Annotated in this window: 25 protein-coding genes; 10 read left to right on the top strand and 15 right to left on the bottom strand. The window is 73.1% G+C overall.

Annotation, left to right across the window (positions count from 1 at the left end):
- The first annotated feature begins 13 nt into the window (after positions 1 to 13).
- The 3 genes from ACFYP3_RS13865 (at position 14) to ACFYP3_RS13875 (ending at position 2,327) form a co-directional block, all read left to right on the top strand.
- Positions 14 to 700: an MOSC domain-containing protein gene (locus ACFYP3_RS13865; protein ID WP_388831452.1), complete on the top strand. Its 687-nt coding sequence runs from the start codon at positions 14 to 16 to the stop codon at positions 698 to 700.
- A gap of 31 nt (positions 701 to 731) precedes the next feature.
- Positions 732 to 1,505 carry an SDR family NAD(P)-dependent oxidoreductase gene (locus tag ACFYP3_RS13870; protein WP_388831331.1) on the top strand — a complete coding sequence of 258 codons (774 nt, stop codon included), beginning with the start codon at positions 732 to 734 and terminating at the stop codon, positions 1,503 to 1,505.
- Positions 1,506 to 1,616: 111 nt separating this feature from the next.
- Positions 1,617 to 2,327: an ester cyclase gene (locus tag ACFYP3_RS13875; RefSeq protein WP_388831333.1), complete on the top strand. Its 711-nt coding sequence runs from the start codon at positions 1,617 to 1,619 to the stop codon at positions 2,325 to 2,327.
- Between the two features lie 73 nt (positions 2,328 to 2,400).
- Here ACFYP3_RS13875 and groL read toward each other — a convergent pair whose 3' ends face one another.
- Together groL and groES are read right to left on the bottom strand one after the other, a co-directional pair.
- Positions 2,401 to 4,029: a chaperonin GroEL gene (gene groL, locus ACFYP3_RS13880; protein ID WP_388831335.1), complete on the bottom strand. Its 1,629-nt coding sequence runs from the start codon at positions 4,027 to 4,029 to the stop codon at positions 2,401 to 2,403.
- Between the two features lie 112 nt (positions 4,030 to 4,141).
- Positions 4,142 to 4,450, bottom strand: a complete 309-nt coding sequence (gene groES / locus ACFYP3_RS13885; RefSeq protein ID WP_030011064.1) for a co-chaperone GroES — start codon at positions 4,448 to 4,450, stop codon at positions 4,142 to 4,144.
- Between the two features lie 1,223 nt (positions 4,451 to 5,673).
- Between groES and ACFYP3_RS13890 the strand changes: the two genes are divergently transcribed.
- The 5 genes from ACFYP3_RS13890 to ACFYP3_RS13910 all read left to right on the top strand — a co-directional run bounded on the left by ACFYP3_RS13890 (position 5,674) and on the right by ACFYP3_RS13910 (position 11,538).
- Positions 5,674 to 6,354, top strand: a complete 681-nt coding sequence (locus ACFYP3_RS13890; RefSeq protein WP_388831337.1) for a response regulator transcription factor — start codon at positions 5,674 to 5,676, stop codon at positions 6,352 to 6,354.
- Complete coding sequence (locus ACFYP3_RS13895; protein WP_388831339.1) at positions 6,347 to 7,687, top strand: sensor histidine kinase; 1,341 nt, start codon at positions 6,347 to 6,349, stop codon at positions 7,685 to 7,687. The genes ACFYP3_RS13890 and ACFYP3_RS13895 overlap by 8 nt, the downstream gene beginning before the upstream one ends.
- 66 nt (positions 7,688 to 7,753) lie before the next feature.
- The gene (locus ACFYP3_RS13900; RefSeq protein WP_388831341.1) at positions 7,754 to 8,983 is read left to right on the top strand and encodes an LCP family protein; all 1,230 of its coding nucleotides are present in this window, start codon (positions 7,754 to 7,756) and stop codon (positions 8,981 to 8,983) included.
- A complete protein-coding gene (locus ACFYP3_RS13905) occupies positions 8,971 to 10,365 on the top strand; it encodes an FtsW/RodA/SpoVE family cell cycle protein (RefSeq protein ID WP_388831343.1) in 1,395 nt (464 codons plus the stop codon). The genes ACFYP3_RS13900 and ACFYP3_RS13905 overlap by 13 nt, the downstream gene beginning before the upstream one ends.
- A gap of 705 nt (positions 10,366 to 11,070) precedes the next feature.
- A complete protein-coding gene (locus ACFYP3_RS13910; protein ID WP_388831454.1) occupies positions 11,071 to 11,538 on the top strand; it encodes an NUDIX hydrolase in 468 nt (155 codons plus the stop codon).
- Between the two features lie 428 nt (positions 11,539 to 11,966).
- On the opposite strand, the gene ACFYP3_RS13915 is transcribed toward ACFYP3_RS13910, so the two are convergent.
- Positions 11,967 to 12,881: a polysaccharide deacetylase family protein gene (locus tag ACFYP3_RS13915; protein WP_388831345.1), complete on the bottom strand. Its 915-nt coding sequence runs from the start codon at positions 12,879 to 12,881 to the stop codon at positions 11,967 to 11,969.
- On the bottom strand, positions 12,878 to 13,753 hold the full coding sequence (locus tag ACFYP3_RS13920) for a polysaccharide deacetylase family protein (protein ID WP_388831347.1): 876 nt from the start codon (positions 13,751 to 13,753) through the stop codon (positions 12,878 to 12,880). Before ACFYP3_RS13920 ends, ACFYP3_RS13915 begins: the two co-directional genes overlap by 4 nt.
- 194 nt (positions 13,754 to 13,947) lie before the next feature.
- Between ACFYP3_RS13920 and ACFYP3_RS13925 the strand changes: the two genes are divergently transcribed.
- Positions 13,948 to 15,144, top strand: a complete 1,197-nt coding sequence (locus ACFYP3_RS13925) for a methyltransferase domain-containing protein (RefSeq protein WP_388831349.1) — start codon at positions 13,948 to 13,950, stop codon at positions 15,142 to 15,144.
- A 773-nt stretch (positions 15,145 to 15,917) separates the two neighbouring features.
- On the opposite strand, the gene ACFYP3_RS13930 is transcribed toward ACFYP3_RS13925, so the two are convergent.
- The 5 genes from ACFYP3_RS13930 to tsaB are packed head-to-tail and all read right to left on the bottom strand — an operon-like array spanning position 15,918 to position 19,205.
- Complete coding sequence (locus ACFYP3_RS13930; protein WP_388831351.1) at positions 15,918 to 16,541, bottom strand: hypothetical protein; 624 nt, start codon at positions 16,539 to 16,541, stop codon at positions 15,918 to 15,920.
- Positions 16,542 to 16,593: 52 nt separating this feature from the next.
- A complete protein-coding gene (locus ACFYP3_RS13935; protein ID WP_388831353.1) occupies positions 16,594 to 16,866 on the bottom strand; it encodes a hypothetical protein in 273 nt (90 codons plus the stop codon).
- Positions 16,863 to 18,032: a tRNA (adenosine(37)-N6)-threonylcarbamoyltransferase complex transferase subunit TsaD gene (gene tsaD, locus ACFYP3_RS13940; RefSeq protein WP_388831355.1), complete on the bottom strand. Its 1,170-nt coding sequence runs from the start codon at positions 18,030 to 18,032 to the stop codon at positions 16,863 to 16,865. Before tsaD ends, ACFYP3_RS13935 begins: the two co-directional genes overlap by 4 nt.
- Positions 18,025 to 18,504 carry a ribosomal protein S18-alanine N-acetyltransferase gene (gene rimI / locus ACFYP3_RS13945; RefSeq protein WP_030710386.1) on the bottom strand — a complete coding sequence of 160 codons (480 nt, stop codon included), beginning with the start codon at positions 18,502 to 18,504 and terminating at the stop codon, positions 18,025 to 18,027. Before rimI ends, tsaD begins: the two co-directional genes overlap by 8 nt.
- A 38-nt stretch (positions 18,505 to 18,542) precedes the next feature.
- On the bottom strand, positions 18,543 to 19,205 hold the full coding sequence (gene tsaB / locus ACFYP3_RS13950; protein ID WP_388831357.1) for a tRNA (adenosine(37)-N6)-threonylcarbamoyltransferase complex dimerization subunit type 1 TsaB: 663 nt from the start codon (positions 19,203 to 19,205) through the stop codon (positions 18,543 to 18,545).
- A 166-nt stretch (positions 19,206 to 19,371) separates the two neighbouring features.
- Here tsaB and ACFYP3_RS13955 point away from each other — a divergent pair, with 166 nt between their 5' ends.
- On the top strand, positions 19,372 to 19,929 hold the full coding sequence (locus ACFYP3_RS13955) for a hypothetical protein (RefSeq protein WP_388831359.1): 558 nt from the start codon (positions 19,372 to 19,374) through the stop codon (positions 19,927 to 19,929).
- A 33-nt stretch (positions 19,930 to 19,962) separates the two neighbouring features.
- On the opposite strand, the gene ACFYP3_RS13960 is transcribed toward ACFYP3_RS13955, so the two are convergent.
- The 6 genes from ACFYP3_RS13960 to ACFYP3_RS13985 all read right to left on the bottom strand — a co-directional run bounded on the left by ACFYP3_RS13960 (position 19,963) and on the right by ACFYP3_RS13985 (position 24,963).
- Positions 19,963 to 20,145 (bottom strand): hypothetical protein, encoded by a 183-nt coding sequence (locus ACFYP3_RS13960; protein WP_388831361.1) that lies wholly within the window; start codon positions 20,143 to 20,145, stop codon positions 19,963 to 19,965.
- A gap of 116 nt (positions 20,146 to 20,261) precedes the next feature.
- Entirely contained in the window at positions 20,262 to 20,729 is a 468-nt protein-coding gene (gene tsaE / locus ACFYP3_RS13965) for a tRNA (adenosine(37)-N6)-threonylcarbamoyltransferase complex ATPase subunit type 1 TsaE (RefSeq protein ID WP_388831456.1), read from the bottom strand.
- A 49-nt stretch (positions 20,730 to 20,778) separates the two neighbouring features.
- Positions 20,779 to 21,990 (bottom strand): alpha/beta fold hydrolase, encoded by a 1,212-nt coding sequence (locus ACFYP3_RS13970; protein WP_388831458.1) that lies wholly within the window; start codon positions 21,988 to 21,990, stop codon positions 20,779 to 20,781.
- On the bottom strand, positions 21,987 to 23,123 hold the full coding sequence (gene alr, locus ACFYP3_RS13975) for an alanine racemase (protein ID WP_388831363.1): 1,137 nt from the start codon (positions 23,121 to 23,123) through the stop codon (positions 21,987 to 21,989). Before alr ends, ACFYP3_RS13970 begins: the two co-directional genes overlap by 4 nt.
- Before the next feature lie 59 nt (positions 23,124 to 23,182).
- Positions 23,183 to 24,568: an NAD(P)H-hydrate dehydratase gene (locus ACFYP3_RS13980; RefSeq protein WP_388831365.1), complete on the bottom strand. Its 1,386-nt coding sequence runs from the start codon at positions 24,566 to 24,568 to the stop codon at positions 23,183 to 23,185.
- Positions 24,569 to 24,594: 26 nt separating this feature from the next.
- On the bottom strand, positions 24,595 to 24,963 hold the full coding sequence (locus ACFYP3_RS13985; RefSeq protein WP_365482293.1) for a holo-ACP synthase: 369 nt from the start codon (positions 24,961 to 24,963) through the stop codon (positions 24,595 to 24,597).
- Positions 24,964 to 24,973 lie beyond the last annotated feature (10 nt).

The raw sequence follows: 24,973 nt of genomic DNA on the forward strand, positions 1-24,973 counted from the left end.
CCCCATGGGCCCCATGCAACTGATCTCCGTGAACCTCGGCCGCGCCACGGCCGTCGACTACACCGACGCCGACGGCGGGGTGACGGGCATCGGCAAGCGCCCCGTCCCCGGGCCGGTCCGCGTCAGCGCCCCCGGGCCGAAGGCCACCGGGCGCGGCAGCGGCCTGGAGGGCGACGCCGTCTGCGACCGCCGCCACCACGGCGGCGACCACCAGGCCGTCTACGCGTACGCGCGCGAGGACCTGGACTGGTGGGAAGGCGAGCTGGACCGCGACCTGCCCGGCGGGACGTTCGGCGAGAACCTCACCACCTCCGGCATCGACCTGAACACCGCGCGGCTCGGCGACCACTGGCGGGTCGGCGCGGACCTCGTCCTCGAAGTGGCCTCGGCCCGCATCCCGTGCCGGACCTTCCAGGGGGTCCTGGGCGAGAGCGGCTGGGTCAGGCGGTTCACCCGGGCCGCCCGGCCGGGCGCGTACCTGCGGGTGATCCGGGAGGGGTCGGTCTCCCCCGGCGACCCCGTCGAGATCGTCCACCGGCCGGACCACGACGTGACGGTGGAGCTGTGGTTCCGCGCCTTCACCACCGAACGCGCGCTGCTGCCGCGCACCCTGGCGGCGGGGGCGGCGATGGAGCCGGAGGCCCACGAGCGGGTGCGCCGGTACATGGAGACGCAGGGGGCCGGCGCCGGGGCGCGGTAGGACCGTCACCCCGGGCGGCTAGGTTGCGCCTATGACGACTGCGTTGATTACGGGATCCACGGCGGGCATCGGCGCCGCTTTCGCCCGGCGGCTCGCCGCCCAGGGGCACAACCTGGTGCTGGTGGCGCGCGACACCAAGCGGCTCGGCCAGCAGGCCACCGAGCTGCACGACCGGCACGGCATCGAGGCCGAGGTACTGGCCGCCGACCTCTCCACCGAGGAGGGCATCGCGGCGGTGGAGCAGCGCCTCGACGACCGGACGCACCCGGTGGACCTGCTGGTCAACAACGCCGGTTTCGGCAACAAGGGCCGCTACCTCGAGGTCTCCATGGCCGACGAGCTGACCATGCTGAAGGTGCACATCGAGGCGGTGCTGCGGCTGACTTCGGCGGCCACCGGGTCGATGCGCTCGCGCGGCCGCGGCGGCGTGATCAACGTGGCCTCGGTCGCGGCCTTCGTGCCGCGCGGCACGTACGGGGCGAGCAAGGCCTGGGTCGTGCAGTTCACCCAGGGCGCGGCGCGGGACCTGGCGGGTTCCGGGGTACGGCTGATGGCGCTGTGCCCCGGCTTCGTGCGCACGGAGTTCCACCAGCGCGCCGGCATGGGGACGGACAACATCCCGGGCTGGATGTGGCTGGACGCCGACAAGCTGGTGGCGGCGGCCCTGGCGGATCTGGCGCGCGGCAGGACGGTGTCGATCCCGGACCCGCGGTACAAGGCGCTGATGGGCGTGGTGAAGCTGACGCCGCGCGGGCTGCTGGGCGGGATGTCCTCGCGTACGGGCCGCAAGTACGGGCCCCAGTAGCGGTCGTGGCCCGTGGGTGAGCGCGACCCGTCGGTAGGCCGCCACCGGACCGCCAAACGGGCTAACCCTCCCTAAACTGGACGTATCCCATCTCCAGCGGGAGGCGACGCGATGACATTCGTACAGGTGATCGATTATGAGACCAGGCGGTTCGATGAGATGAACGCGCTCATCGACCGCTGGGCGGAGCAGAGCAGCGGCAGGCGCACCGCCACGCACACGATGATCGGCCAGGACCGCGAGGCCCGGACCCACTACGTGGACATGGTGGAGTTCGCCTCCTACGAGGAGGCCATGAAGAACTCTCAGCTCCCGGAGACGGACCGGATGTTCCAGGAGATGGTGGCCCTCTGCGAGGGAATGCCGAAGTTCATGAACCTCGACGTGGTCCGCGACGAGCACTTCAACAAGCAGCTCGCCAACCGGGTGTTCGAGGAAGCCGCCATGGAGGGCGACATGAGCGTCCTCGACGAGGGCTTCGCGACCAACTACATCAACCACGACGCCGGCAGGGAGGAATCCACCGTCATCGGCCGCGACGCCATGCGGTCGGACATGGAGGCGTGGCGCGCCGCCTTCGACATGACCTTCGAGCCGGTGGCCCAGCTGGCCGAGGGCGACATGGTCACGACCGTGTGGAACTGGCGCGGCACCCACAAGGGCACCTTCATGGGGATCGCCCCGACCGGGAAGACGTACGAGATGTCCGGAAGCACCACCTTCCGGTGCCTGGACGGAGAGATCGCCGAGGGCTGGTGGCATTACAACCCCGGAGTGCTGCAGCGCCAGATGGGCGGCTCCGGAGCGCCCTACGGATCCTGAGGACCCGGGCCGGAGCACGGGGAAGGCCCCGTTCCGCGACTGCGGAACGGGGCCTTGCCTGCGTGGTGCGCGATCAGTGGCTGTGGCCGTGACCGTGGCCGTGACCGGCGTCGCCCTCGTCCTCCGCCGGCTTCTCGACGACCAGGGTCTCGGTCGTGAGCAGCAGGGAGGCGATGGAGGCGGCGTTCTCCAGCGCGGAACGGGTGACCTTCACCGGGTCGATGACGCCGGCCTTGACCAGGTCGCCGTACTCGCCGGTGGCGGCGTTGAAGCCCTGGCCCTTGTCGAGCTCGGCGACCTTCGAGGTGATGACGTAACCCTCGAGGCCGGCGTTCTCGGCGATCCAGCGCAGCGGCTCGACGGCGGCGCGGCGCACGACCGCGACACCGGTGGCCTCGTCGCCCGACAGGCCGAGGTTGCCCTCCAGGACCTTCACGGCGTGGACGAGCGCGGAGCCACCGCCGGAGACGATGCCCTCCTCGACCGCGGCGCGGGTCGCCGAGATGGCGTCCTCGAGGCGGTGCTTCTTCTCCTTGAGCTCCACCTCGGTGGCGGCGCCGACCTTGATGACGCAGACGCCGCCGGCGAGCTTCGCCAGGCGCTCCTGCAGCTTCTCGCGGTCCCAGTCCGAGTCGGTGGACTCGATCTCGGCCTTGATCTGGTTGACGCGGGCGGCGACCTCCTCGGAGCTGCCACCACCGTCGACGATGGTGGTGTCGTCCTTGGAGATGGTCACGCGGCGCGCGGAGCCCAGTACGTCCAGACCGGCCTGGTCGAGCTTGAGGCCGACCTCCTCGGCGATGACGGTGGCACCGGTGAGGGTGGCCATGTCCTGGAGCATCGCCTTGCGACGGTCACCGAAGCCGGGGGCCTTGACGGCGACCGCGTTGAAGGTGCCGCGGATCTTGTTGACGACGAGGGTGGAGAGCGCCTCGCCCTCGACGTCCTCGGCGATGATCAGCAGCGGGCGGGAGCCGCCGGCCTGGATGACCTTCTCCAGCAGGGGCAGGAGGTCCTGGATCGAGGAGATCTTGCCCTGGTTGATCAGGATGTACGGGTCGTCGAGGACGGCCTCCATACGCTCCTGGTCGGAGACCATGTACGGGGAGAGGTAGCCCTTGTCGAAGGCCATGCCCTCGGTGAACTCCAGCTCCAGGCCGAAGGTGTTGGACTCCTCGACGGTGATGACACCGTCCTTGCCGACCTTGTCCATCGCCTCGGCGATGAGCTCGCCGACCTGCTGGTCCTGCGCGGAGAGCGCGGCCACGGCGGCGATGTCGGACTTGTCCTCGATCGGGCGGGCGGTCGCGAGGAGCTCCTCGGAGACGGCCTTGACCGCGGCGTCGATGCCCTTCTTCAGGGCGGCCGGGGACGCACCCGCGGCGACGTTGCGCAGACCCTCGCGGACCAGCGCCTGGGCCAGCACGGTGGCGGTGGTGGTGCCGTCACCCGCGATGTCGTTGGTCTTGGTCGCCACCTCCTTCACGAGCTGCGCGCCCAGGTTCTCGTACGGGTCGTCCAGCTCGACCTCGCGGGCGATGGTGACACCGTCGTTGGTGATGGTGGGGGCGCCGAACTTCTTGTCGATGACGACGTTGCGGCCCTTGGGGCCGATCGTCACCTTGACCGTGTCGGCAAGCTTGTTGACGCCGCGCTCGAGGGCGCGACGGGCGTCCTCGTCGAACTTCAGGATCTTCGCCATGGGAGCGGTTCAGCCCTCTCGAAAACTCGGGTTTAACGAGCTGCGCCCCTCGCCGCCCGGCAATCAGCGGGGTGACCAGGGGCGCAGCTCAAAGCAGTACTGATGAAGAGAATTACTTCTCGACGATCGCGAGCACGTCGCGAGCCGAGAGGACGAGGTACTCCTCGCCGCTGTACTTCACTTCGGTGCCGCCGTACTTGCTGTAGAGCACGATGTCGCCGACGGTGACGTCCAGCGGGAGACGCTGGCCGTCCTCGAAGCGACCCGGGCCCACCGCGAGGACGACGCCCTCCTGGGGCTTCTCCTTCGCGGTGTCCGGGATGACCAGGCCGGAGGCCGTGGTCTGCTCGGCGTCGAGCGGCTGGACCACAATGCGGTCCTCAAGCGGCTTGATGGCAACCTTGGAGCTGGCGGTCGTCACGATCCGACCTCCCCCTTCGGAGATCCGGGGTTAACTGTCTGAGGTGGCGACCAGGTCGATCCGTCGTCGCGGGTGCCGGACCTGCCTGTCGCTGTGTTGGCACTCACCAGGGGCGAGTGCCAGGTGCGAGACTATTCCGGCGATTAGCACTCGGTCAAGCGGAGTGCCAATTCTGGCCGCCGGGGGTGTCGTTTTCCCCGCCTGGGCGGGTTGCCCTGCGGGTTGCCCTGCGGGCGGCTCGGCAGGTTTGTCGCCGGGCTGGGTCCGCAGCACGGGTTGCCCTGCGGGCGGCTCGGCAGGCGTGTCGGCGGGCTGCGTCCGTCGCGCGGGTTGCCCTGCGGGCGGCTCGGCAGACGTGTCGGCGGGCCGGCTCCATAGGCGCGAGTTGCCCCGCAGGCGGCTCGGCGGGCTTGTCGGCGGGCTGCGTCGCGCGGGTTGCCCTGCGGGCGGCAGGGCGAGGTTTCCGGCGGGGGTCGGCCGGAGCGCGGTTGCCCTGCGGGCGGCGCGGCAGGCTGGGCCCCTGGCGCGGGTTGCCCTGCGGGCAGCTCGGAAGACTTCCGGCGGGCTGGGTCCGTGGCGCGGGTTGCCCTGCGGGCGGCAGGGCGGGGTTTCCGGCGGGTTTGTCGGTGGGGGTCGGTCCGTGGCGCCGCGCCGGGATGTCTCCTCGGCTCGCGCCTGCGGGCATGTCACGGCCGCTGAGGGCGGTTGCACGCTCGTCCTGCGGGGACACCCCGACACGTCCCCACTCCCCTCCGGCTCCCGAAGCCCGGGCGTGGGGCGGGGACACGCAGGAGGGTCCCCGCAGGACGAGCGCGCAACCCAGGCCGCACAACCGGACCACTGCCGCAGGCGCGAGCCGAGGAGATCCTCGTGCGGGGCACCGACCCACCCCACCACCCGGTTGGGGCGCGGGCCGCGCCAAATCCAGCCCCGCCGGCGATTGAGGCGCGGGGCCCGGGGCGGAGCCCCGATCTTTGAGCCGCCTGCCAGGCCGAGCCGCACCCACCCAGCCCCGCCGCACCCACCCAGCCCCGCCGGCGAGGCACGCGGCGGAGCCCCGATCTTTGAGCCGCACCGCTCCGGGCCGAGCCGCACCCAACCAGAGCCGCCGGCGAGGCCCGGGCGAGCCGCCCGCCGGGCCGAGCCGTCACCCCGCCGAGCCGCCCGCAGGGCAACCCGTACCCCCACCCGGGAGGGAAAGGGCGATATGTGACGCTTGCTCCGTGCACATCCTCGTAGTCGAAGACGAAGAAGGCCTCGCCGAGTCCCTGCGGCGCGGCCTGTCCGCCGACGGCCACCTCGTCGAGGTCGCGCACGACGGCCACCGCGGCCTGGACCTCGCCCTCGCCGGCGGCCCGTACGACGTCGTCCTGCTCGACCTCATGCTCCCCTGCCTCAGCGGCTACGAGATCTGCGCCCGCCTGCGCGCCCACGGCGACACCACCCCGGTCCTGATGCTCACCGCCCGGGACGGCGAGTACGACGAGGCCGAGGGCCTGGACTGCGGCGCGGACGACTACCTCACCAAGCCGTTCTCCTTCGTCGTCCTGGCCGCCCGGATCCGGGCGCTCGCCCGCCGCGCCGGCGCCCCCGACCGCAGCCTCCTCCAGGCCGGCGACCTCGTCCTGGACCCGCAGGGCCGCCGCTGCCGCCGCGGCGGCCGGGACATCGAGCTCACCGCCCGCGAACTCGGCGTGCTCGCCTGCCTGATGGAGCAGCCCGGCCGGGCCGTCGCCAAGCAGGACATCCTCGACGAGGTCTGGGACGCCCCGCACGGCATCGACCCGAACATCGTCGAGGTGTACGTCTCCTCGCTGCGCAAGAAGATCGACGCCCCCTTCGGCCGCCGCTCGATCCTCACCGTCCACGGGACCGGCTACCGGATGGCCCCCGACGGTGGCTAGGGCCACCGTCCGCGCCCGCACCGCCGCGGCCGCCGCCCTCGCGATGGCCGCCGTCCTCGCCGCCGGCGGGCTGTGGCTGCACGCCCTGCTGCGCGCCAACCTCCTCGACAACACCACCGGCCGCACCGAGCTCGCCGCCCGCAAGGTCGCCGCCCAGCTCGACAGCCGGACCCTGCCGCCCGGCGGACGGCTGCCCGCGCCCGAGAGCGGGGTGGACCTGGTCCTCGTACGGGACGCGGCCGGCCGGACCATTGCCACCACCGGCGACCCGCGGCACGGCCCGGATCCCGAGGAGCTCGACGGCGCGCCGCGCCCCGGTCCCGGGGAGGACTCCCGCTCGGCCGTCCTGCCGCCTGCGCACCCCGGCGCGGAACGGCGCGCGGTCGTCGTCCTCGACGCGCCGGGCGCACACACCGTGTACGCGATGACCGTGCTCGGCGACGTCGACGACGCGACCCGGGCCGTCGAGGTCGGGCTGCTGGCCGGCGCGCCCCCGCTGATCGGCTTCGCGGCAGCCCTCGCCTGGTGGGTGACCGGCCACGCCCTGCGCCCGGTGAGCGCGATCCGGACCGAGCTGGCGGCGGTCACCGGGAGCGAGCTGGACCGGCGGGTTCCGGACCCGGGCGGGGCCGACGAGATCGCGCAGCTGGCCCGGACCGTCAACGACACCCTGGACCGGCTGGAGCGCTCCGACGCGCGGCAGCGGCAGTTCACCGCGGACGCCTCCCACGAGCTGCGCAACCCGCTGGCCGCCGTACGGTCCCGGCTGGAGGTGGCGCTGGCCATGGACCGCCCCGACCGGGAGTCGGTCGCGGCCGCGCTGGCCGACACCGAGCGGCTCCAGCGGATCGCGGCGGACCTGTTGCTGCTGGCCCGGCTCGACGGCGGGCCGGCGCCCCGGCCCGAGCCGGTGGACCTGGCGCTGCTGGCCGCGGAGGACGTGGCGCGCCGGGGCGGCGCCCGGGTCGCGGTACGGCTGGACGCGCGGGCGCCCGTACCGGCGTCGGGGGATCCGGCGCGGCTGGAGCGGGCGCTGGCCAACCTGGTGGACAACGCCCTGCGGTACGCCCGCGCGGAGGTCGTCGTACGGGCGGCGGCGCGGGACGGCTGGGCGGTGCTGGAGGTCACGGACGACGGGCCGGGCATACCGGAGGCGGACCGGGACCGGGTGTTCGAGCGGTTCGTGCGGCTGGCCGCGGACCGGGGCCGGGCCAGCGGCGGCACGGGGCTGGGCCTGGCCATCGCCCGGGAGATCGCGCGGGCGCACGGGGGCGACGTACGCGCGCTGCCGGCGCCCGCCGGGGGCGCGCGGCTGGTGCTGCGGATCCGGTAGCGCCCCCCTGGGCTCCCCCGGAGCCCTCAGGATTCCTTCAGCGGGCCTCCCCCAGCATGGGCTGGCATGAGCGCGCACCGGAGGAAGCCGAGGCAGACCACGACGACCCGACCCCGCCACCGCCCGTCCCGCCGCAGCCCGTCCCACCACCGCCCGTCCCGCCGCCGGCGGATCGGACGCGCGCTGCTGGTCACCGGCTGCGCGCTGGCGGTCATGGCGGGCGGCGGCGCCTGGTACCTGTACCGGGACCTCGCCGCCGGCATCGCCAGCTCCAAGGCCCTCGAAGGCGCCGAGAAGTCGAAGTTCGGCGACACCAACATCCTGCTCGTGGGGCTGGACAGCCGCCGGGACCAGAACGGCGAGGAGCTGCCGGAGGAGGTCCTCGACCAACTGCACGCCGGCAGCTCGGACATCGGCGGCTACAACGCGAACACCCTGATCCTGCTGCACGTGCCCGGCGACGGCAGCCGGGCGAAGGCCTTCTCGGTGCCGCGCGACGACTTCGTCGACATCCCGGGCCACGGCAAGGACAAGATCAAGAAGGCATACGGGCTGGCGAAGGAGCGGAAGCAGGAACAGCTCGTCGCGCAGGGCGCCAAGGGCGGCCGGCAGCTGGAGCGGGCGGGCCGGGAGGCGGGGCGCCGGGCGCAGATCGAGACGGTGCGGAACTTCCTGGGCGTCCCGGTCGATCACTTCGCCGAGCTGAACCTGGCCGGCTTCCACCACCTGGCGGACGCGCTGGGCGGCGTACCGGTGTGCCTGAACAAGGCGGTGAAGGACAAGTACTCCGGCGCCGACTTCCCCGCGGGACCGCAGACGCTCGACGGCCGGCAGTCGCTCGCCTTCGTGCGCCAGCGGCACGGCCTGGAGAGGGGCGACCTGGACCGGACGAAGCGGCAGCAGGCCTTCCTCGCGGGCGCGACGAAGAAGCTGAACTCGGCCGGGACGTTCACCGACCCGGTGAAGCTGCTCAGGCTGGTCGACGTCGCGAAGCAGGACGTGGTCACGGACGAGGGATGGGACCTCACGGCGTTCGTGAAGCAGGCGAAGAGCCTGTCCGGGGGGAGGGTGGAGTTCACGACGCTTCCCATCGAAGGCTTCGGAAGGAACCATGGGGAGGACATCAACGTCGTAGATGATATGAAGATAAAGCGCCTCATTAACGAGCAGATCGGACCCAAGGCTTCCCCCGGCTCCGGCGCACCGTCCTCACCTCCGTCCTCGCCGGAAGCGGCGCCCCCGCCGCCCTCCCCGTCCGCCCCCAAGGACGGTGGCGGCATCCCGTGCGTGGACTGAAGCCCCTGACGTCGGCGGGCGCCCGGCGCCGTACGGAGGCGCTGCTCCTCGTCTTCGTCATCGCCATCGCCGTCTTCGGCCACGCCGCCGCGGGCCTCGCCATGAACGACGAGCTGCCGCCCGACCTCGCCGGCTTCACCATCAGCCTGACCCTGCTGTCGCTGGTGGGGCACTTGGGCGTGCGCCGCTTCGCGGCCTACGCGGACCCCCTGGTCTTCCCCCTCGCCATGCTGCTGACGGGGCTCGGGCTGGTGCTGCTGCACCGCCTCGACCAGGGCTACATCGAGCGCTACAACTCCGACGCGAACGCCCCCGAGCAGCTGATGTGGACGGTGGTCGGGGTCGCCGCCTGCCTCCTGGTACTGGCGCTGCTGCGCGACCACCGGCTGTTGCAGCGGTTCATCTACCTCACGATGGCGGTCGCGCTGGTGCTGCTGATCGCGCCGGCCTTCTTCGGCGCGGACACGTACGGCGCGAAGCGGTGGATCAAACTCTTCGGCTTCTCGCTGCAGCCCGGCGAGTTCGTGAAGATCATGATCGCGGTCTTCTTCGCCGGGTACCTGGTCGTCCACCGGGACTCGCTGGCCCTGACGGGCCGCAGGTTCATGGGGATGCGACTGCCCCCGATGCGGCAGCTCGGGCCGATCGTCACGGTGTGGATCGTCTCGATGCTGGTGCTCGTCTTCGAGCGCGACCTCGGCACCTCGCTGATCTTCTTCGGCGTGTTCGTGGTCATGCTGTACGTCGCCACCGAGCGCACCGGATGGATCGTCTGCGGCCTGGTCATGGCCTCGGCCGGCGCGTTCGTCGTCGGCTCGACGGAGCCCCACGTCAAGGCCCGCGTGGCGGCTTGGCTCAACCCTCTGTCGTACTACTGGGAGAACCGGCCGCCGGGGATCACCTCGGACCAGTCGGCGCAGGCGCTGTTCAGTTTCGGCACGGGCGGCATCTCGGGCACGGGCCTCGGCCTGGGCCACCCCGAGCTGATCGCGTTCGCCGGACGCAGCGACTTCATCCTGACCACGGTGGGCGAGGAGCTCGGCCTGGCCGGGGTCATGGCCGTCCTGATCCTCTACGCACTCCTCGTGCAGCGGGGGCTGCGCATGGCACTCGGCGCCCGCGACCCGTTCGGCAAACTGCTGGCGGTCGGCCTGGCCTCGGCGCTGGCCCTCCAGGTCTTCGTGGTCGCGGGCGGCGTGACGGGCCTGATCCCGCTGACCGGCAAGGCCCTCCCCTTCCTGGCCAAGGGCGGCTCGTCCCTGCTGGCCAACTGGATCATGATCGCCCTCCTCCTACGCATCAGCGACAGCGCGGAACGCCAACGCGAGGCCGACGCCCGCGACCCGGCGGAAACGACGATCACACCGACGGTGCGGGCGTAGGGGGGCGGGGCTTCGGGAGGACGGGGCCGGGCTTCGGGGGCCAGGTCCCGGCCGGGCGGAATCAGAGGAGGCGGCGGCGGGGGTTTCCCGCCAGTCTCATCGTCCTTCCGTGTCGGGCCGGCCCCTCAAGGGCGCTCCTTCGTCGCGTCGCTACGCGATGGCCTGCGGCCACCCTTGACCGACCGACCCGCCACGAAAACACGAAGACAGCCGGGAAACCCCAAAAGAACGAGCCGGGCGATCGGGCGAGGGACGGCCCCATCACAGATGTCCGGGCACGTCGGGACGCGCCAACGATCGCTACGCGCTCCGCGATCACGGCGACTGCGGTCCGCCTGTGGCCGGACATAAGCCGTCCACGATCGCTACGCGCTCCGCACGTCTCAGCGTCTGCGAGCCGCCTTGGGCCGATATCCGTTCGCTGAGCTGGTGGGTCGGTAGGGGACTAGGCGTCGAAGTCGTATTCCAGGACGTAGGACGCGGAGTCCAGCGTCATCTCGTTGACCTCGACTCCCGTCCGAACACCCGAGGACCCGAGGTAGGTCGCCGTACGCAACAGCAGTGAGACCGAATTCGCTGCTCGGTGCGCGTCCGCGATATCGCGTCCGGGGGCGAATTCACCACTGCTGTGGGCAACATCGAGGCCGCAGACTGATGCACCTACGACGCAGGCAGATGGATGCGACATTCGGGAGACGAGGCGAAATGCCCAGGCGTGACTACCAGGACGATCCCAACGCCCCCTTGGCGAACAGCTTGATACCGGCGGCTTCAGCGGTGGTCGTCGATGGCCGCGGGCGGGTGTTGCTGCAGCGACGCACGGACAACGGGATGTGGGCGCTGCCGGGCGGCAAGATGGAACTGGGGGAGAGCATCGCCGACTGCGCGGTCCGGGAGACTCTTGAGGAAACGGGCATCACGGTCGAGATCAAGGGGATCGTCGGTACGTACACCGACCCTGGACACGTCTTTGCCTACGACGACGGCGAAGTCCGGCAGGAATTCTCGATCTGTCTTCTCGCGCACCCCACCGGGGGCAGGCTCCAGACGTCTGACGAGTCGTTCGAAGTCGCGTGGTTCACCCCAGACGCCACCGACGACCTTCCGATGGTGCCCAGCATCCGCAAACGCATCAGCGATTGGCGAGCCGGGCTGGCCCCCGTCGTCCGCTGACGCCAGGTAGCCCTCAATGTGCCCCACGTCGGGCCCAAGGCGGCTGGTAGTCGCCGAGACCAGTGAAGCGCGTAGCGATCGTGGGCGGCTTATGTCCGGCCACAGGCGGATCGCAGTCGCCGTGAGCGTGGAGCGCGTAGCGATCTGGGGCGTAGCGGGACCCGTGCCCGGAGGGTGCCGACGTGGCCGTCCCTGTCCTGCGGGCCCGGCTCGTTCTTTTGGGGGTTTCCCGGCTGTCTTCGTGTTTTCGTGGCGGGTCGGTCGGTCAAGGGTGGCCGCAGGCCATCGCGTAGCGACGCGACCGAAGGGAGCGCCCTTGAGGGGCCGGCCCGACACGGAAGGACGATGAGACTGGCGGGAAACCCCGCCCCGCCTCCTCTGATTCCGCCCGGCCGGGACCTGGCCCCCGAAGCCAAGGCCCCCGCCCCCTACAGGTAGTCCTCCAGGCGGCCTATGCGGTAGCCCTGTTCCTGGATGCGTTGGAGCATGCGCGTCGTCATCTGGGTTTCGGTCGTGCCCTTGAGTTCGGCCGGGCCGCGGAAGTGTGCCAGGACGATGTCGCCCGGGTGGAGGGCGGAGCCCTCGGCGTACTGGAAGTTGTTGATCTGCATCGACACCCGCCACAGGACCAGGGACGAGACACCGCACTCCGAGGCTGCCCGGAGGGTGTCGTCGTTGTAGTTGCCGAACGGCGGGCGGAAGAGCGGCGGGCGCGTGCCGAAGCGCTCTTGCAGGTGGTCCTGCTGGCCGCATATCTCCTTCTTCTGCGCCGCGAAGGAGAGCGTCCGGAGGTTCGGATGGGTCAGCGTGTGGTTGTTTATCGTGCTGCCGGAGCCGTTGTCGCGGAGCTTCTCGAAGTGCCCGTAGTCCGACGACGCGACGCTGTGCGTCAGGAACATGCTGAGGGGCAGCTTCAGATCGGCCGCCATCTTGAGGAACTCGGGGTCCTTCTCGGCGCCGTCGTCGAAGGTCAGGAAGACGACTTTCTCCCCGTCCGGCACGGGTATTCGGTCTATCACCGGGACCTTGCCGGGGGCGGCCTTCGGGATCTGCGGCTTCTGGGCGGGCTTCGGCGCGTAGGCGAGCGGGGCCGTCAGGCCCCATTTCCGGTACGCCTCGTCGCCCGCGCCCCCCGGCGCCGGTGTCGCGGGTGCCGACGGCTCGGCGGCGTCGGCACCCCTCGAATCCTTCGGGCCCTTCGGGTCCTTGGACGCGGACTCCGTCCCCTGCGTCGTGCGGCCCAGTCGTCCACTGCTGTCCGCGCTGTCCCCGCACCCCGTCAGGGACAGCGCGAGCGCGCCGGCCGCCAGCGTTCCGGCTACGAACCGGCGCGCGTGCTTCACAGATAATCCTCCAGGCGAGCCACGGCGTACCCCTTGTCCGTGACGGTCTTCATGACATGACGGATCATGTCAGGCATCGTGCCCTTCCAGTCCTCCTTCCCCCGGAAGTGCGTGAGGATGATGTCACCGGGGTGCAGGTCCCGGTCCCACTCGCGGTAGTCCATGCGGTTCGTGAACGCCTCGGCGTTCCACAGCGGGACGGCCTTGATGCCGCAGGACTTCGCCGCGCGCAGCGTGTCCTGGTTGTAGTTGCCGTACGGCGGCCGGAAGAGGGTCGGCCGCTTGCCGAACTGCTTCTGGATGGTGTCCTGCTGACCGCAGATCTCCTCGCGCTGCTGCTCGTACGACAGGCCGGGCATGTAGCGGTGGTTGATCGTGTGGTTGTTCAGGGTGACGCCGGCGGCCTGCATCTCCTTGAAGTACGGGTAGTTGTCCCGCACGAGGTAGTCGCTGAGGAAGGCCGTGTACGGGATCTTCAGCTCCTTCATCATCTTCAGGAACTCGGGGTCCTTCTCCGACCCGTCGTCGATCGTCAGGAAGACGACCTTGTCCTCGGTCGGGACGGTGGTGAAGACCGGCGGGTACTCCTCCTGGTCCTCGACCTCGAAGCCGTCGCGCGTGGTGATCGCGGGCTTCTCCTTCGGCGCGGCCGGGGCGGTGAGCGGCGTCTTGCGCAGCCCCCACCGCTTCGCCGCAGCGACGCGTGCCTGCTGGGCCGCCTTGGCCTTCTCGGCGGCGCTGAGCGCGCCCGCGGCGCCCGCGCCGCCGGCGGCCTTGGCGGCCTTCTCCTTCGCGGCCTTGTCCGGCGCGTCGGATCCGCCGGAGCCGCACGCCGTTCCGAGGGCGGCGACGAGCAGGGCTGCCACGGCCACCCCGAACCGGCTGCGCGGACCTGCCGCGTACCGGTGACCTTGTTGCGAGTTATGTTCCTTTTGTCGTACTAGCTGCATAGCAGCGCATCCTGGCACCCGACACACGGGCTTCCCGGAAGACACCGCGAACGCGGTCGCACCTTCCTTCGACTGGCCCACACGTCCGGGTCCGTCCCGTCGCCGACAATGGACCCGTGACCCCCGAAGACTTCGCCGCCCTCCTCACCCCCGAGGGCCACGCCCTCCTCGACTCGCTGCGCGACTACGACCCCGCCCAGGAGCTGGCCGTGGCCACCCGGCTGCGCCGCGAGCACCCCGCCGGGCTGGTCTCCGCCGTGCTCGGGCAGGCCCGGCTGCGCCAGCGCGCGGTGGCGAAGTTCGGCGTCGAGGACGCCTTCCGGATGTACTTCACGCCCGGCGGCGGCGAGATGGCCACCCGCGCGTCCGTGGCCTCGTACCGGGCGGAGCGGCTCGCGGCCCTCGGCGTACGCAGCCTCGCGGACCTTTGCTGCGGCATCGGCGGCGACGCCCTCGCCCTGGCCCGGCTCGGCATCCGGGTGCTCGCGGTGGACCGCGACCCGCTGACGGTCGCCGTCGCGCGGGCCAACGCCGAGGCGCTGGGGCTGGCGGACCTGATCGAGGTCCGGGAGGCGGACGTGACGGAGGTGGACACCTCCGGCTACGACGCCGTCTTCATCGACCCGGCCCGGCGCGGCGGGCGCGGGCGGGTCTTCGACCCGGAGTCGTACTCGCCGCCGCTGTCCTGGGCCGTCGCCACCGCCCGTACGGCGAAGTACGCGGCCATCAAGATCGCGCCGGGGATCCCGCACGAGGCCGTGCCGGAGGAGGCCGAGGCCGAATGGATCTCCGACCAGGGGGACGTCAAGGAGGCGGTGCTGTGGTTCGGGACCGCGCCCGGGACCGTGCGCGCCACCCTGCTGCCGGGGCCGCGCGAGCTGCGGACCGCCGATCCGCTGCCCGATCCGCCGGCCGGGCCGGTCGGCCGCTGGCTGTACGAGCCCGACGGCGCCGTCATCCGCGCCCACCTGGTCGCCGAGGTCGCCGCCCAGCTGGACGGCCGGCTCATCGACCCGACCATCGCGTACGTCACCGCCGACGAGCTGCGCGCGACGCCGTACGCGACGGCGTACGAGATCACGGACGTGCTGCCGTTCGGCCTGAAGAAGCTGAAGGCCCTGCTGCGCGAGCGCGGGGTGGGCATCCTGACCGTGAAGAAGCGCGGCTCGGCGGTGGAGCCGGAGGAGCTGCGCAAGAAGGTCAAACCGCAGGGCCCGAACTCCGCGACGGTCTTCCTGACCCGGGTGGCGGGCGCTCCGTCGATGCTGATCGGCCACCCCGCCGTTTCGCCTGCGGCGACGCCTCCCCGGTAACCTCCGCGCGGCCCCGCCGGCAGGGCTCGCGCCCGGCTGACGGCCCTGCGGCCCGCGCCACCGGACCGCCGGCCAGGCGCGGCCCTCTCGCGGGCCGGCGCCCGGCGCGAGCCGCTGCGCGGCCTGGCCCGCAGCCCGCCCGGCGGGCGGCTCGCGGCCCGGCGCCGCTACGCGGGCCGTAGTCCCGGCCCGGTTCCGGCCCGGCGCCCCTGGCGGGAGCCCCGACCCCGCGCCGCTGCGCCGGCCGCAGTCGTGGGCCGCCAGCGGGCCGGCGCCCGGCGGGTGGGCCGCAGCCCGGTGCCACTGCGCGAGCCGTAGCGCTGGCCCTGTCGCGGGCCGGCGCCCGGCCTGGGCCGCAAGCCCGCCCGGCGGGTGGGCCGCAGCCCCGCGCCGCTACGCGGGCCGTGGTCATGGCCCGGTTCCGGGCCAGCACCCCGGCCTCGAGCGCAACCCGGGGCCCGCGGCCGTGGCCAGCTCGCGGTCGGCGACCGGCTTGGGGGCAGGCCGCCCGGCGCGAGCCTCAGCCGTGGCCCGATTGCGGGCCCGCGCCCCGGCATCGGCCGCCGTCGGGGGTCGGGGTGCGGCCGTCGGGCCACTCCGCGGCCTCAGCCGTGGTCCGGCTGCGGGCAGGCGCCCCGGCATGGGCCGCCGTCGGGGGCCGGGGGTTCGGCCGTCGGGCCACTGCGCGAGCCTGAGCCGTGGTCCGGTTGCGGGCAGGCGCCCCGCCGACGGGGCTCGCGCCCCGGCCGTCGGCGGGAGGCGTGCCTCCTTGGTTACGGCGTCGGCGGTCTGCGGGTCGTGCGGAGGGCCCAGCGGTAGTGGGCGGCCGCCTTGGCGATGCCCAGGAGGGCGGTGATCCACAGGATCAGGCCGAGGCCCATGTAGTACGCGACCTCGCCGTACGTCTCCTGGCCCGGGCGGGCCGAGACGGCGACGCCGAAGGTCACCCACAGCCCGGCCGCGCCCAGGGCGAGGGAGGCCAGCAGCCAGGTCAGGCTCCGGCCGGGCGCGCGCATCCGGGCGTCGGCCTCCGGGTCCCGGCCCGCCTCGGCCCACGCGCACAGCAGCCGCCGGACCTCGCGGTCGCGCCGGGCGCCCCACGCGAACCAGAACCCGGCCGGCACCAGCACCCCGGAGCCCAGGACGAGGAAGACGAGCGCCAGGACGAACGAGACCGGGTCGCCCTGCTCGAAGGCCACCAGGGCCATGCCCACGAAGGACCAGCCGAGGGCGAAGACGGCCGAGACGGCCCAGAGCAGCAGCAACCGCCCGATGCCCAGGCTGCGTTGGCCCAGGTCGTGCAGGAAGCGCGCACGGTCGGCCCGTGCGTGGTCCTCGTCCGGCCAGGCGCGCAGGTGCGCGGGCGGCGGCGGAGGCGGCAGGTCACGGCGAGGCATGCACATGACCATAGCCGCAGCCCGGGGCCGCGCCCGGACCGGGCCGGAGCCGTCAGGCCCCCTCGACCTCCACCGACTCGAACCGCCAGCGGTGCACCGCCCGCGTGATCAAGTCGGCTGCGGGCTCCGGCAGTTCGGGAAGGTCCGCCGACACCCCTTCGGCCGCCTCCCACCAGGTGAGCACGAGCACCCGGTCCTGCGGGGCCCGGAACACCTCGCGGCGCACCGGCTCCCGGGCCAGGACCTGGGCCCGGGCCCACTCCAGGAGTTCGTTGCCCCGGCCGTCGGCGGCCCGGGCCTCCCACATCAGCGCGACGGTGCTCATGAGTAGAGGTTGTCCTTGCTCAGCTCGTGCACGTGGTCGTGGTCGTGACCGTGGCCGTGGCCGGAGCCGTGCGCATGCCCGTGGCCGGAGCCGTGGCCGTGGCCGTCGCCGCCCCCGTGGGACGTCCCCGGCACGTGCGGGTCCGTCACCGGCAGCGAGGAGTCCGCCGACAGGTCCCAGTCGGAGGGGGCCCGGTTCCGCTTGACCATCTCCGCGCCCAGCGCCGCCACCATCGCGCCGTTGTCGGTGCACAGCTTCGGCCGCGGCACCCGCAGGATGATCCCCGCGTCGTCGCATCGCTCCTGCGCGAGCGACCGGAGCCGGGAGTTGGCGGCCACACCGCCGCCGATCATCAGGTGGTCGACGCCCTCGTCCTTGCACGCCCGGATCGCCTTGCGCGTCAGCACGTCCACCACGGCCTCCTGGAAGGACGCCGCCACGTCGCGCACCGGCACCTCCTCGCCGGCGTTGCGCTTCGCCTCGATCCAGCGCGCGACGGCCGTCTTCAGCCCGGAGAACGAGAAGTCGTACGCCGCGTCGCGCGGCCCCGTCAGCCCGCGCGGGAAGTGGATCGCCTTCGGGTCGCCCTCGCGCGCGAGCCGGTCGATGACCGGGCCGCCGGGGAAGCCCAGCTGGAGCACGCGCGCGATCTTGTCGAAGGCCTCGCCCGCCGCGTCGTCGATGGTCGCGCCCAGCGGCCGTACGTCGGAGGTGATGTCGGGGGCCAGCAGCAGCGAGGAGTGCCCGCCGGAGACGAGCAGCGCCATCGTGGGCTCCGGCAGCGGGCCGTGCTCCAGCTGGTCCACGCAGATGTGCGAGGCCAGGTGGTTCACCCCGTAGAGCGGCTTGCCCAGCGCGTACGCGTACGCCTTGGCCGCCGAGGTGCCCACCAGCAGGGCTCCGGCGAGGCCGGGCCCGGCGGTGACCGCGATGCCGTCGAGGTCGCGGGCGCTGACCCCGGCCTCCTTCAGGGCGCGCTCGATGGTGGGGACCATCGCCTCCAGGTGGGCCCGCGAGGCCACCTCGGGCACGACGCCGCCGAAGCGGGCGTGCTCGTCGACGCTCGACGCGATGGCGTCCGCGAGCAGGGTGGTGCCGCGGACGACGCCGACGCCGGTCTCGTCGCAGGACGTCTCGATTCCGAGGACGAGCGGTTCGTCAGCCATTGCTCTCACTGCTCTCAGTTCGTGCTTGTGCGGGGTCGGTCAGTCGCATGACGAGCGCGTCGACGTTGCCGGGCTGGTAGTAGCCGCGCCGGAAGCCGATGGGCTCGAAGCCGAAGCGCTCGTAGAGCTTCTGGGCGCGGGTGTTGTCCACCCGTACCTCCAGCAGCACCTCGGCGCACTCGAACGCGGTGGCGGCCCGCAGCAGGTCGGTCAGCAGCCGGGCGCCGAGCCCGGTCCCCCACTGGTCGCGGGCGGCCGCGATGGTCTGTACGTCGGCCAGATCGCCGGCGGCGGCCAGCCCGGCGTATCCCACGAGCCGGCCCGACGCGTCCTCGGCCACCACGTAGCGGCGGGTGGCCTGCGGGCCGCGGGCGTGGGCGAGCTCGGACCAGAACATGCCGGCGGACCAGGCGTCCTCGGGGAACAGCTCGTGCTCCAGTTCCAGCACGGGCCCGATGTCCCACCAGCGCATCTCGCGCAGGGTGTGCGGGGTGTGCGGGGTCGCCGGGGTCACTGCGGGGTGACCACCTTGTAGTTCTTGGGCACCTGCGCGTCGGGCCGGCGCAGGTAGAGCGGGGTCGGGGGCAGGAAGTCCGCCCCCGCCGCCAGTCGTTCCGCGGCCAGGGAGGCCAGTGCGGCGGCGGACTGGTGCTCGGGGCCGCGCGCGTCCGGGAACACCTCGGGGTACAGGAGCGCTCCCTGGCCCACCGCGGGCACCCCCGCGACCTGTTCGGCGATCTCGGCCGGGCGGTCCACGGCGGGCTGTCCGACGCGCGTGCGCGGGTCCTCGTACCGGGCCCAGTAGACCTCCTTGCGCCGCGCGTCGGTGGCGACGGTGAAGGGGCCCTCGATCCCGGCGGTGCCGGCGGCGTAGGCGAGGCCGTCGAGCGTGCACAGCCCGTGCACGGGCACGCCCAGCACGGCGGCGAAGGTGGTGGCGGTGACGAGGCCGACGCGCAGTCCGGTGTACGGGCCGGGTCCGACGCCGACGACGATGCCGGTGACGGCGTCGAGCTTCACCCCGGCCTCGGCGAGGACCCGGTCGACGGAGGGCAGCAGCAGCTCCCCGTGGCGGCGGGCGTCGACCTGGTTCGACTCGGCGAGGACGGTCTCGCCGTCGTGCAGGGCGACGGTGACGGCGGGCGTGGCGGTATCTACAGCGAGCAGGAGCACGCGAACAGCCTACGACTCCGGCGGCCGCGCCCCTTGCGGCCGGTCGGAAAGGGGGGCGGCTGCTACCTTTCGACCGAGGGATCACTGAGGTATCGGTCGAGCGGTCGGCCGAACTGCCGGTCGAGGCACCGGTCGGGTGTCGGTCAGCGCGGAGAGGTGGAGCAAGGTGGCACGCAGCAGCTCGGGAATCGTGGCCGGGCTCACCATCGCGGCGGTGGCTGCGGTCGGTTTCCTCGGCTACCAGGCCTCCGCCACGGCGCCGGCGCGCCCGCCGAAGGCGGCCGCGCAGGACCCGGCCCCCGCTCCGAGCCTGCCCGCCGCCAAGCAGGACGCGGCGAAGGCGGCGCCCGTGCCGGAGGGCTCCGGCATCGGGACGCGCGTCGTGTACTCGGTGGGTCAGAAGCGGGTGTGGCTGGTGGGCGAGTCCGGGCAGGAGCCGAAGTCGTTCACGGTGATGCCGAGCACGGTGCATCCGAAGGCGGGCACCTACGTCGTCGGTTCGCGCTCCGGTTCGGTCACCGGCTCGGACGGCGTGCCGATCGAGCACGTCGTGCGGTTCGCCACCGCCGAGGGGGTGGCGGTCGGTTTCAGTGCCCGCTCGGACGGCGCAACGCCGGCGCCCGACGCGGCGAAGAAGACCGGCGGGATCCGCATGACGCGTGCCGACGGGGACGCGATGTGGGCTTTCGCGACGATCAACTCGAAGGTCGTCGTCGTTCCCTGACCGGGCTCCCCGACCTTCACCCGTACGTGCGACTCAGGCCGCTTCGGATTCCGGAGCGGCCTCTTCGCGTGCGGTGCCGTCCTGCGGCCCGCCCGGTACGTGTTCGCGTGCGGGCGGTGTCGAGACGGCGGTGGCGGCCACTCCGGCGGCGAGCAGCGTCCGCATGGAGACGACGGACGGGCGGGGATCGCGCTGTGCTCCTGCTGGTGCCGACATGGCTGCCTCCTGGACCCCGGGACACCGAACTTAGGCATACCTAAGAAACTCTCGGTACCATGTCACCACGAGGGCTGCCACCAGCGCAATATCTTGCCGACGAGTTGTCGGTACGTTTACTCCGAGAAGGCGCCCGCCAACGCCTCCAGCCCGGCCCCGGCGGTCCAGCGCGCCCCGACCCCGCGCACCGCGACCTCGCGCACGTCGTCCAGCACCTCCTCGTGGCCGACCGCGCGCGCGATCACCACGTGCAGCCGGTCGTCGGAGAGCTCCTCCACCTTGCCGTCGCCCCACTCCACGACGACCACGGACGCGGGCAGCGACACGTCGAGGTCCAGGTCCTCCATCTCGTCCAGTCCGCCGCCCAGGCGGTACGCGTCCACGTGCACCAGCGCCGGCCCGCCGGTCAGCGAGGGGTGCACACGGGCGATCACGAACGTCGGCGAGGTCACGGCCCCGCGCACGCCCAGGCCCTCGCCCAGGCCGCGGGTCAGCGTGGTCTTGCCCGCCCCCAGCTCGCCGGTCAGCAGGACGAGGTCGCCGGGGCGCAGCAGCGCGGCGATCCTGCGGCCCAACTCCTGCATCGCGTCCGGGGAGCCGACGGTGATCCGGGTCTCTGCGCTGCCCTCGGCCTCAGGTGCCTGCGCCTGGCTGCGCTGTGCTTCCAGCGGTACTTCTTCCATGCGCGCCAACGTTAGTCGGTGTGGGGACCGGGACCGCGCCGGTCTGCGCCAGCAGTCCGGTGAGCAGCCGCGTCACGGTCTCCGGGCGCTCCAGCATCATCAGGTGGCCGGTGGACTCCAGGACCACGAGGTCGGCGCCGGGCAGCGCCTCCTTGATGGCCACGCTGTGCCCCGGCGGGGTGATCATGTCCTTGTCGCCGGCGATGACGGTGACCGGGATGTCGGCGAACAGCCGGAGCGCCGCGGTCTTGTCGTGGGTCTGGAAGGCCGGGTAGAACTCGGCGACCACGTCGATCGGGGTGGCCTCGATGAGCCGCTCCGCGAAGCGCGTGACGCCCGGGTCCACGTCCCGGGAGCCGAACGAGTACATCTTGATCATGCCGGCGAACAGGTCGGCGGTGGCCCGGCGGCCCTTCTCCACGAGCTCCACCTGCGAGCCGAGCGCCTTGAGCACGCCCGGCAGGATCCGGCGCACGGCGCCCACCCCGACGGACGGCAGCCCGTACGTCACCTCGCCGAGGCGGCCGCTGGAGGTACCGACCAGGGCCACGCCGACCACGCGCTCGCGGACCAGGTCGGGGAACTGCTCGGCGAATCCCATGATGGTCATTCCGCCCATCGAGTGACCCACGAGGATCAGCGGGCCCTCGGGGGCGGCGGCGTCGATGACCGTCTTCAGGTCGCGGCCGAGCTGCTCCATGGTCAGCGGCTCGCCGTCCGCCTGGGCGAGGCCGCGGGCGCTGCGGCCGTGGCTGCGCTGGTCCCAGTAGACCGCGCGGACCATTCCGCGCAGGGCGGCGCGCTGGAAGTGCCAGGAGTCCTGGCTGAGGCAGTAGCCGTGGCAGAAGACGACGGTGGCCGGGGGTGCGGCCTTGCGCCGCAGCCGGCGCCGCTTGCCCTCGTCGGGCACCTCTTCGACCTCGTAGTACAGCTCGGTGGCGTCCTCGGCCCGGCAGGTCCCCTCGGTGCCGCGCAGCGAGCCGTAGTCCCCGGCGGCGTCGAGGGCCAGGCGTGCCTTCATGCGCATGCCGCGCCCCACGGTGATCCGTTCGACCGCGACACCGGCCGCCGCGCCTGCGGCCATCACGCCGATGGCGGCGCCGGCCCAGCCGGCCTTGCGCCAGTTCTCGCTCACGCCGCCGCCCTCACTCCGCTCGCTCAGCCGCCCAGGTACACCCGGGGCACACGGCCACCGATACGGGTGACGATCTCATACGCGATCGTGTGCGCCGCTTGTGCCCAGTCCTCGGCGGTGGGTTCACCGCGTTCCGCGTCCCCGAAGATGACGGCTTCGTCGCCGACGAGGGCGTGGTCTCCCTCCAAGTCGACCACGAACTGGTCCATGGCGACGCGCCCGGCGACCTGGCGGATCCGGCCGGCGACGAGCACCGGTCCGCGCCCGGAGGCGTTCCGCGGGATGCCGTCGGCGTAGCCGGCCGGGACCAGCGCGAGGTTCGTCTCGGCCCCGGTGACGTAGTGGTGGCCGTAGCTGACGCCGTGCCCGGCGGGAACGGTCTTGACCAGGGCCAGGGAGGCCTTGAGGGTCATCGCGGGCCGCAGGCCCAGCTGGGCCGGGGTGCCGAGCTCGGGCGCGGGCGAGACCCCGTAGACGGCCAGCCCGCAGCGCACGAGGTCGAAGTGGGACTCCGGCAGGGTGAGGGTGGCCGGCGAGTTGGCGATGTGCCGGACCTCGGGCTCGACGCCCTCCTTCTCGGCGTACGCGAGCATGTCGCGGAAGGCGGTGAGCTGGAGCCGGATGGAGGGGTGGCCGGGCTCGTCGGCGCAGGCGAAGTGCGACCAGACGCCGGTGACCCGGACGGTCCCCTCGGCCTGGGCGGCGACGGCCGCCCCGACGAGGGCCTCCCATTCGGCGGGCTGGCAGCCGTTGCGGCCGAGGCCGGTGTCGGCCTTGAGCTGGATGCGCGCGGTGCGGCCCGCGGCGCGGGCGGCGGCTCGTACCTCGTCGAGGGCCCACATGCCGCTGACGGACACGTCGATATCGGCCTCGACGGCTTCGCGCCAGGGCCCGCCGGGGGTCCAGAGCCAGCACATGAGGCGCCCCCGGATGCCGGCGGCGCGGAGCGCGAGGGCCTCGTCGGGCGTGGCCGTCCCCAGCCAGGTGGCACCGGCCTCCTGGGCGGCCTTGGCGCACTCCAGGGCCCCGTGCCCGTAGGCGTTCGCCTTGACCACGGCCATCAACTCGGCCCGGGGTGCCCGCTCGCGCAGCGCGCGCACGTTCTCCCGTACCGCACCAAGATCGATCTCGGCGTACACGCGCGTCGGTGTCTCGTTCATCGCCCCCAGTCTCTCAGAATCCCCACCCCGCCCTGCCGGTCAGCCCCGCCGCTGCGGTGTCACCGGGCGGCGTTGCGCCACGCGGTGGGGAGGGCCTCGGCCAGGTGGTGGGCCAGGAGGGGGCCGCCGGCGAGTCGGGCGGCCAGGCCGTGGAGGTACGCCGCCACCGCGCCCGCGTCCGCGCCCGACAGGCCCGCCGCCAGCAACGACCCCGCCAGCCCCGACAACACGTCCCCGCTGCCCGCGGTGGCCAGCCACGGACTCCCCGTCGGATTCACCCGGACCGCGCAACCGCCGGAGGCGACCAGCGTGGTCGACCCCTTCAGCAGGACCGTCGCCCCGTACCCGGCCGCCAGCCTCCGCGCCGCTTCCAGCCGCCCCGCCTCCACCGACTCCCGCGACACCCCCAGCAGCGCCGCCGCCTCCCCCGCGTGCGGGGTCAGCAGCGTCGGGGCCGTCCGGGCCCGCAGCGCGTCCGCGTCCAGCCCGCGCAGCCCGTCCGCGTCGACCAGCACCGGTACGTCGCCCGCGAGCAGGTCCGCGACCTCGCCCGCGCGTCCCTCCCCCAGTCCCGGCCCGACCACCCAGGCCTGCACCCGGCCGGGCCCGATCAGCGTCTCCGGGTACCGGGCGAGGACGGCCTGCGCCGCGGGCCCCACGTACCGCACCGCACCCGCTCCGCCGCGCAGGGCGCCCGCCACGGCCAGTACGGCCGCCCCCGGGTACTGCGCGGAGCCGGCGACGATCCCGACCACGCCCCGCCGGTACTTGTCGCTCGACGCCGTCGGCACCGGCAGCAGCCCCGCGACGTCCGTGTGCTGCAAGGCCTCCACCTGCGGCGACGGCAGCTCCAGCCCGATGTCCACCAAGCGCACCACGCCCGCCCGCGAGGCCCCCGGATCGATCAGCAGGCCGGGCTTGTACGCCCCGAAGGTCACGGTCACGTCGGCCGTGACGGCCGGCCCCGCCACCTCGCCGGTGTCGGCGTCGACCCCGCTCGGCAGGTCCACGGCCACCACCGGGACCCCCGTCGGGATCCGTTCCACGAGCGCGGCCGCCGCCGGCCGCAGCCCGCCCCGCCCGCCGATCCCGAGCAGCCCGTCGACCACGAGGTCCGCGCGGTGCGGGACGGCCTCCTCGACCCGGCCCCCGGCGGCCCGCAGCGCGGCCAGCCCGCCCGGGTGCATCCGTTCGGGGTCCATCGGCACCGCCGTCACCGCGGCCCCGCGCCGGGCGAGCCGCGCCCCGGCGTAGAGCGCGTCGCCGCCGTTGTCGCCGGGCCCGACCAGCAGCACGGTCCGGGACCCGTACACCCGTCCGAGCAGCCCCGCGCACACGGCGGCCAGTCCGGCCGCCGCCCGCTGCATCAGGGCGCCTTCGGGCAGCCGGGCCATCAGCTCCCGCTCGGCGGCCCGTACGGTCTCCACGCTGTAAGCAGTACGCATGGCACCAGCCTGCCCCACGGCGGGCGTCAGCCCTCCGCGATCACCACGGCGGAGGCGACGCCGGCGTCGTGGCTCAGCGAGATGTGCCACGACTTCACGCCCAGCGCCAGCGCCCGCGCCTCCACCGTCCCCGACACCCGCAGCCGCGGCTGCCCGCTGTCCTCCACGTACACCTCGGCGTCGGTCCACAGCAACCCGGCGGGCGCGCCGAGCGCCTTGGCCAGCGCCTCCTTCGCGGCGAACCGCGCGGCGAGCGAGGCGGTCCCGCGCCGCTCGCCGCTCGCCAGCGTCAGCTCGGCGTCGACGAACAGCCGCTGCGCGAGGCCCGGCGTGCGTTCCAGCGCCGCGCCGAACCGCTCGATCTCCGCCACGTCGATCCCGACGCCGATAATCACGTCTTACAGC

This window comes from Streptomyces sp. NPDC005533 (genome assembly GCF_042871845.1).
GTDB lineage: Bacteria > Actinomycetota > Actinomycetes > Streptomycetales > Streptomycetaceae > Streptomyces.

Coding starts and splice junctions, on each gene's coding strand:
- ACFYP3_RS13865 (WP_388831452.1), top strand. CDS start 14: ATGCAACTGATCTCCGTGAACCTCGGCCGCGCCACGGCCGTCGACTAC.
- tsaE (WP_388831456.1), bottom strand. CDS start 20,729: ATGCAGGAGTTGGGCCGCAGGATCGCCGCGCTGCTGCGCCCCGGCGAC.
- tsaD (WP_388831355.1), bottom strand. CDS start 18,032: ATGGCTGACGAACCGCTCGTCCTCGGAATCGAGACGTCCTGCGACGAG.
- groL (WP_388831335.1), bottom strand. CDS start 4,029: ATGGCGAAGATCCTGAAGTTCGACGAGGACGCCCGTCGCGCCCTCGAG.
- ACFYP3_RS13875 (WP_388831333.1), top strand. CDS start 1,617: ATGACATTCGTACAGGTGATCGATTATGAGACCAGGCGGTTCGATGAG.
- ACFYP3_RS13870 (WP_388831331.1), top strand. CDS start 732: ATGACGACTGCGTTGATTACGGGATCCACGGCGGGCATCGGCGCCGCT.
- ACFYP3_RS13960 (WP_388831361.1), bottom strand. CDS start 20,145: ATGTCGGCACCAGCAGGAGCACAGCGCGATCCCCGCCCGTCCGTCGTC.
- alr (WP_388831363.1), bottom strand. CDS start 23,123: ATGAACGAGACACCGACGCGCGTGTACGCCGAGATCGATCTTGGTGCG.
- rimI (WP_030710386.1), bottom strand. CDS start 18,504: ATGCGCTGGTGGGACATCGGGCCCGTGCTGGAACTGGAGCACGAGCTG.
- ACFYP3_RS13935 (WP_388831353.1), bottom strand. CDS start 16,866: ATGAGCACCGTCGCGCTGATGTGGGAGGCCCGGGCCGCCGACGGCCGG.
- ACFYP3_RS13910 (WP_388831454.1), top strand. CDS start 11,071: ATGCCCAGGCGTGACTACCAGGACGATCCCAACGCCCCCTTGGCGAAC.
- ACFYP3_RS13900 (WP_388831341.1), top strand. CDS start 7,754: ATGAGCGCGCACCGGAGGAAGCCGAGGCAGACCACGACGACCCGACCC.
- ACFYP3_RS13980 (WP_388831365.1), bottom strand. CDS start 24,568: ATGCGTACTGCTTACAGCGTGGAGACCGTACGGGCCGCCGAGCGGGAG.
- ACFYP3_RS13930 (WP_388831351.1), bottom strand. CDS start 16,541: ATGCCTCGCCGTGACCTGCCGCCTCCGCCGCCGCCCGCGCACCTGCGC.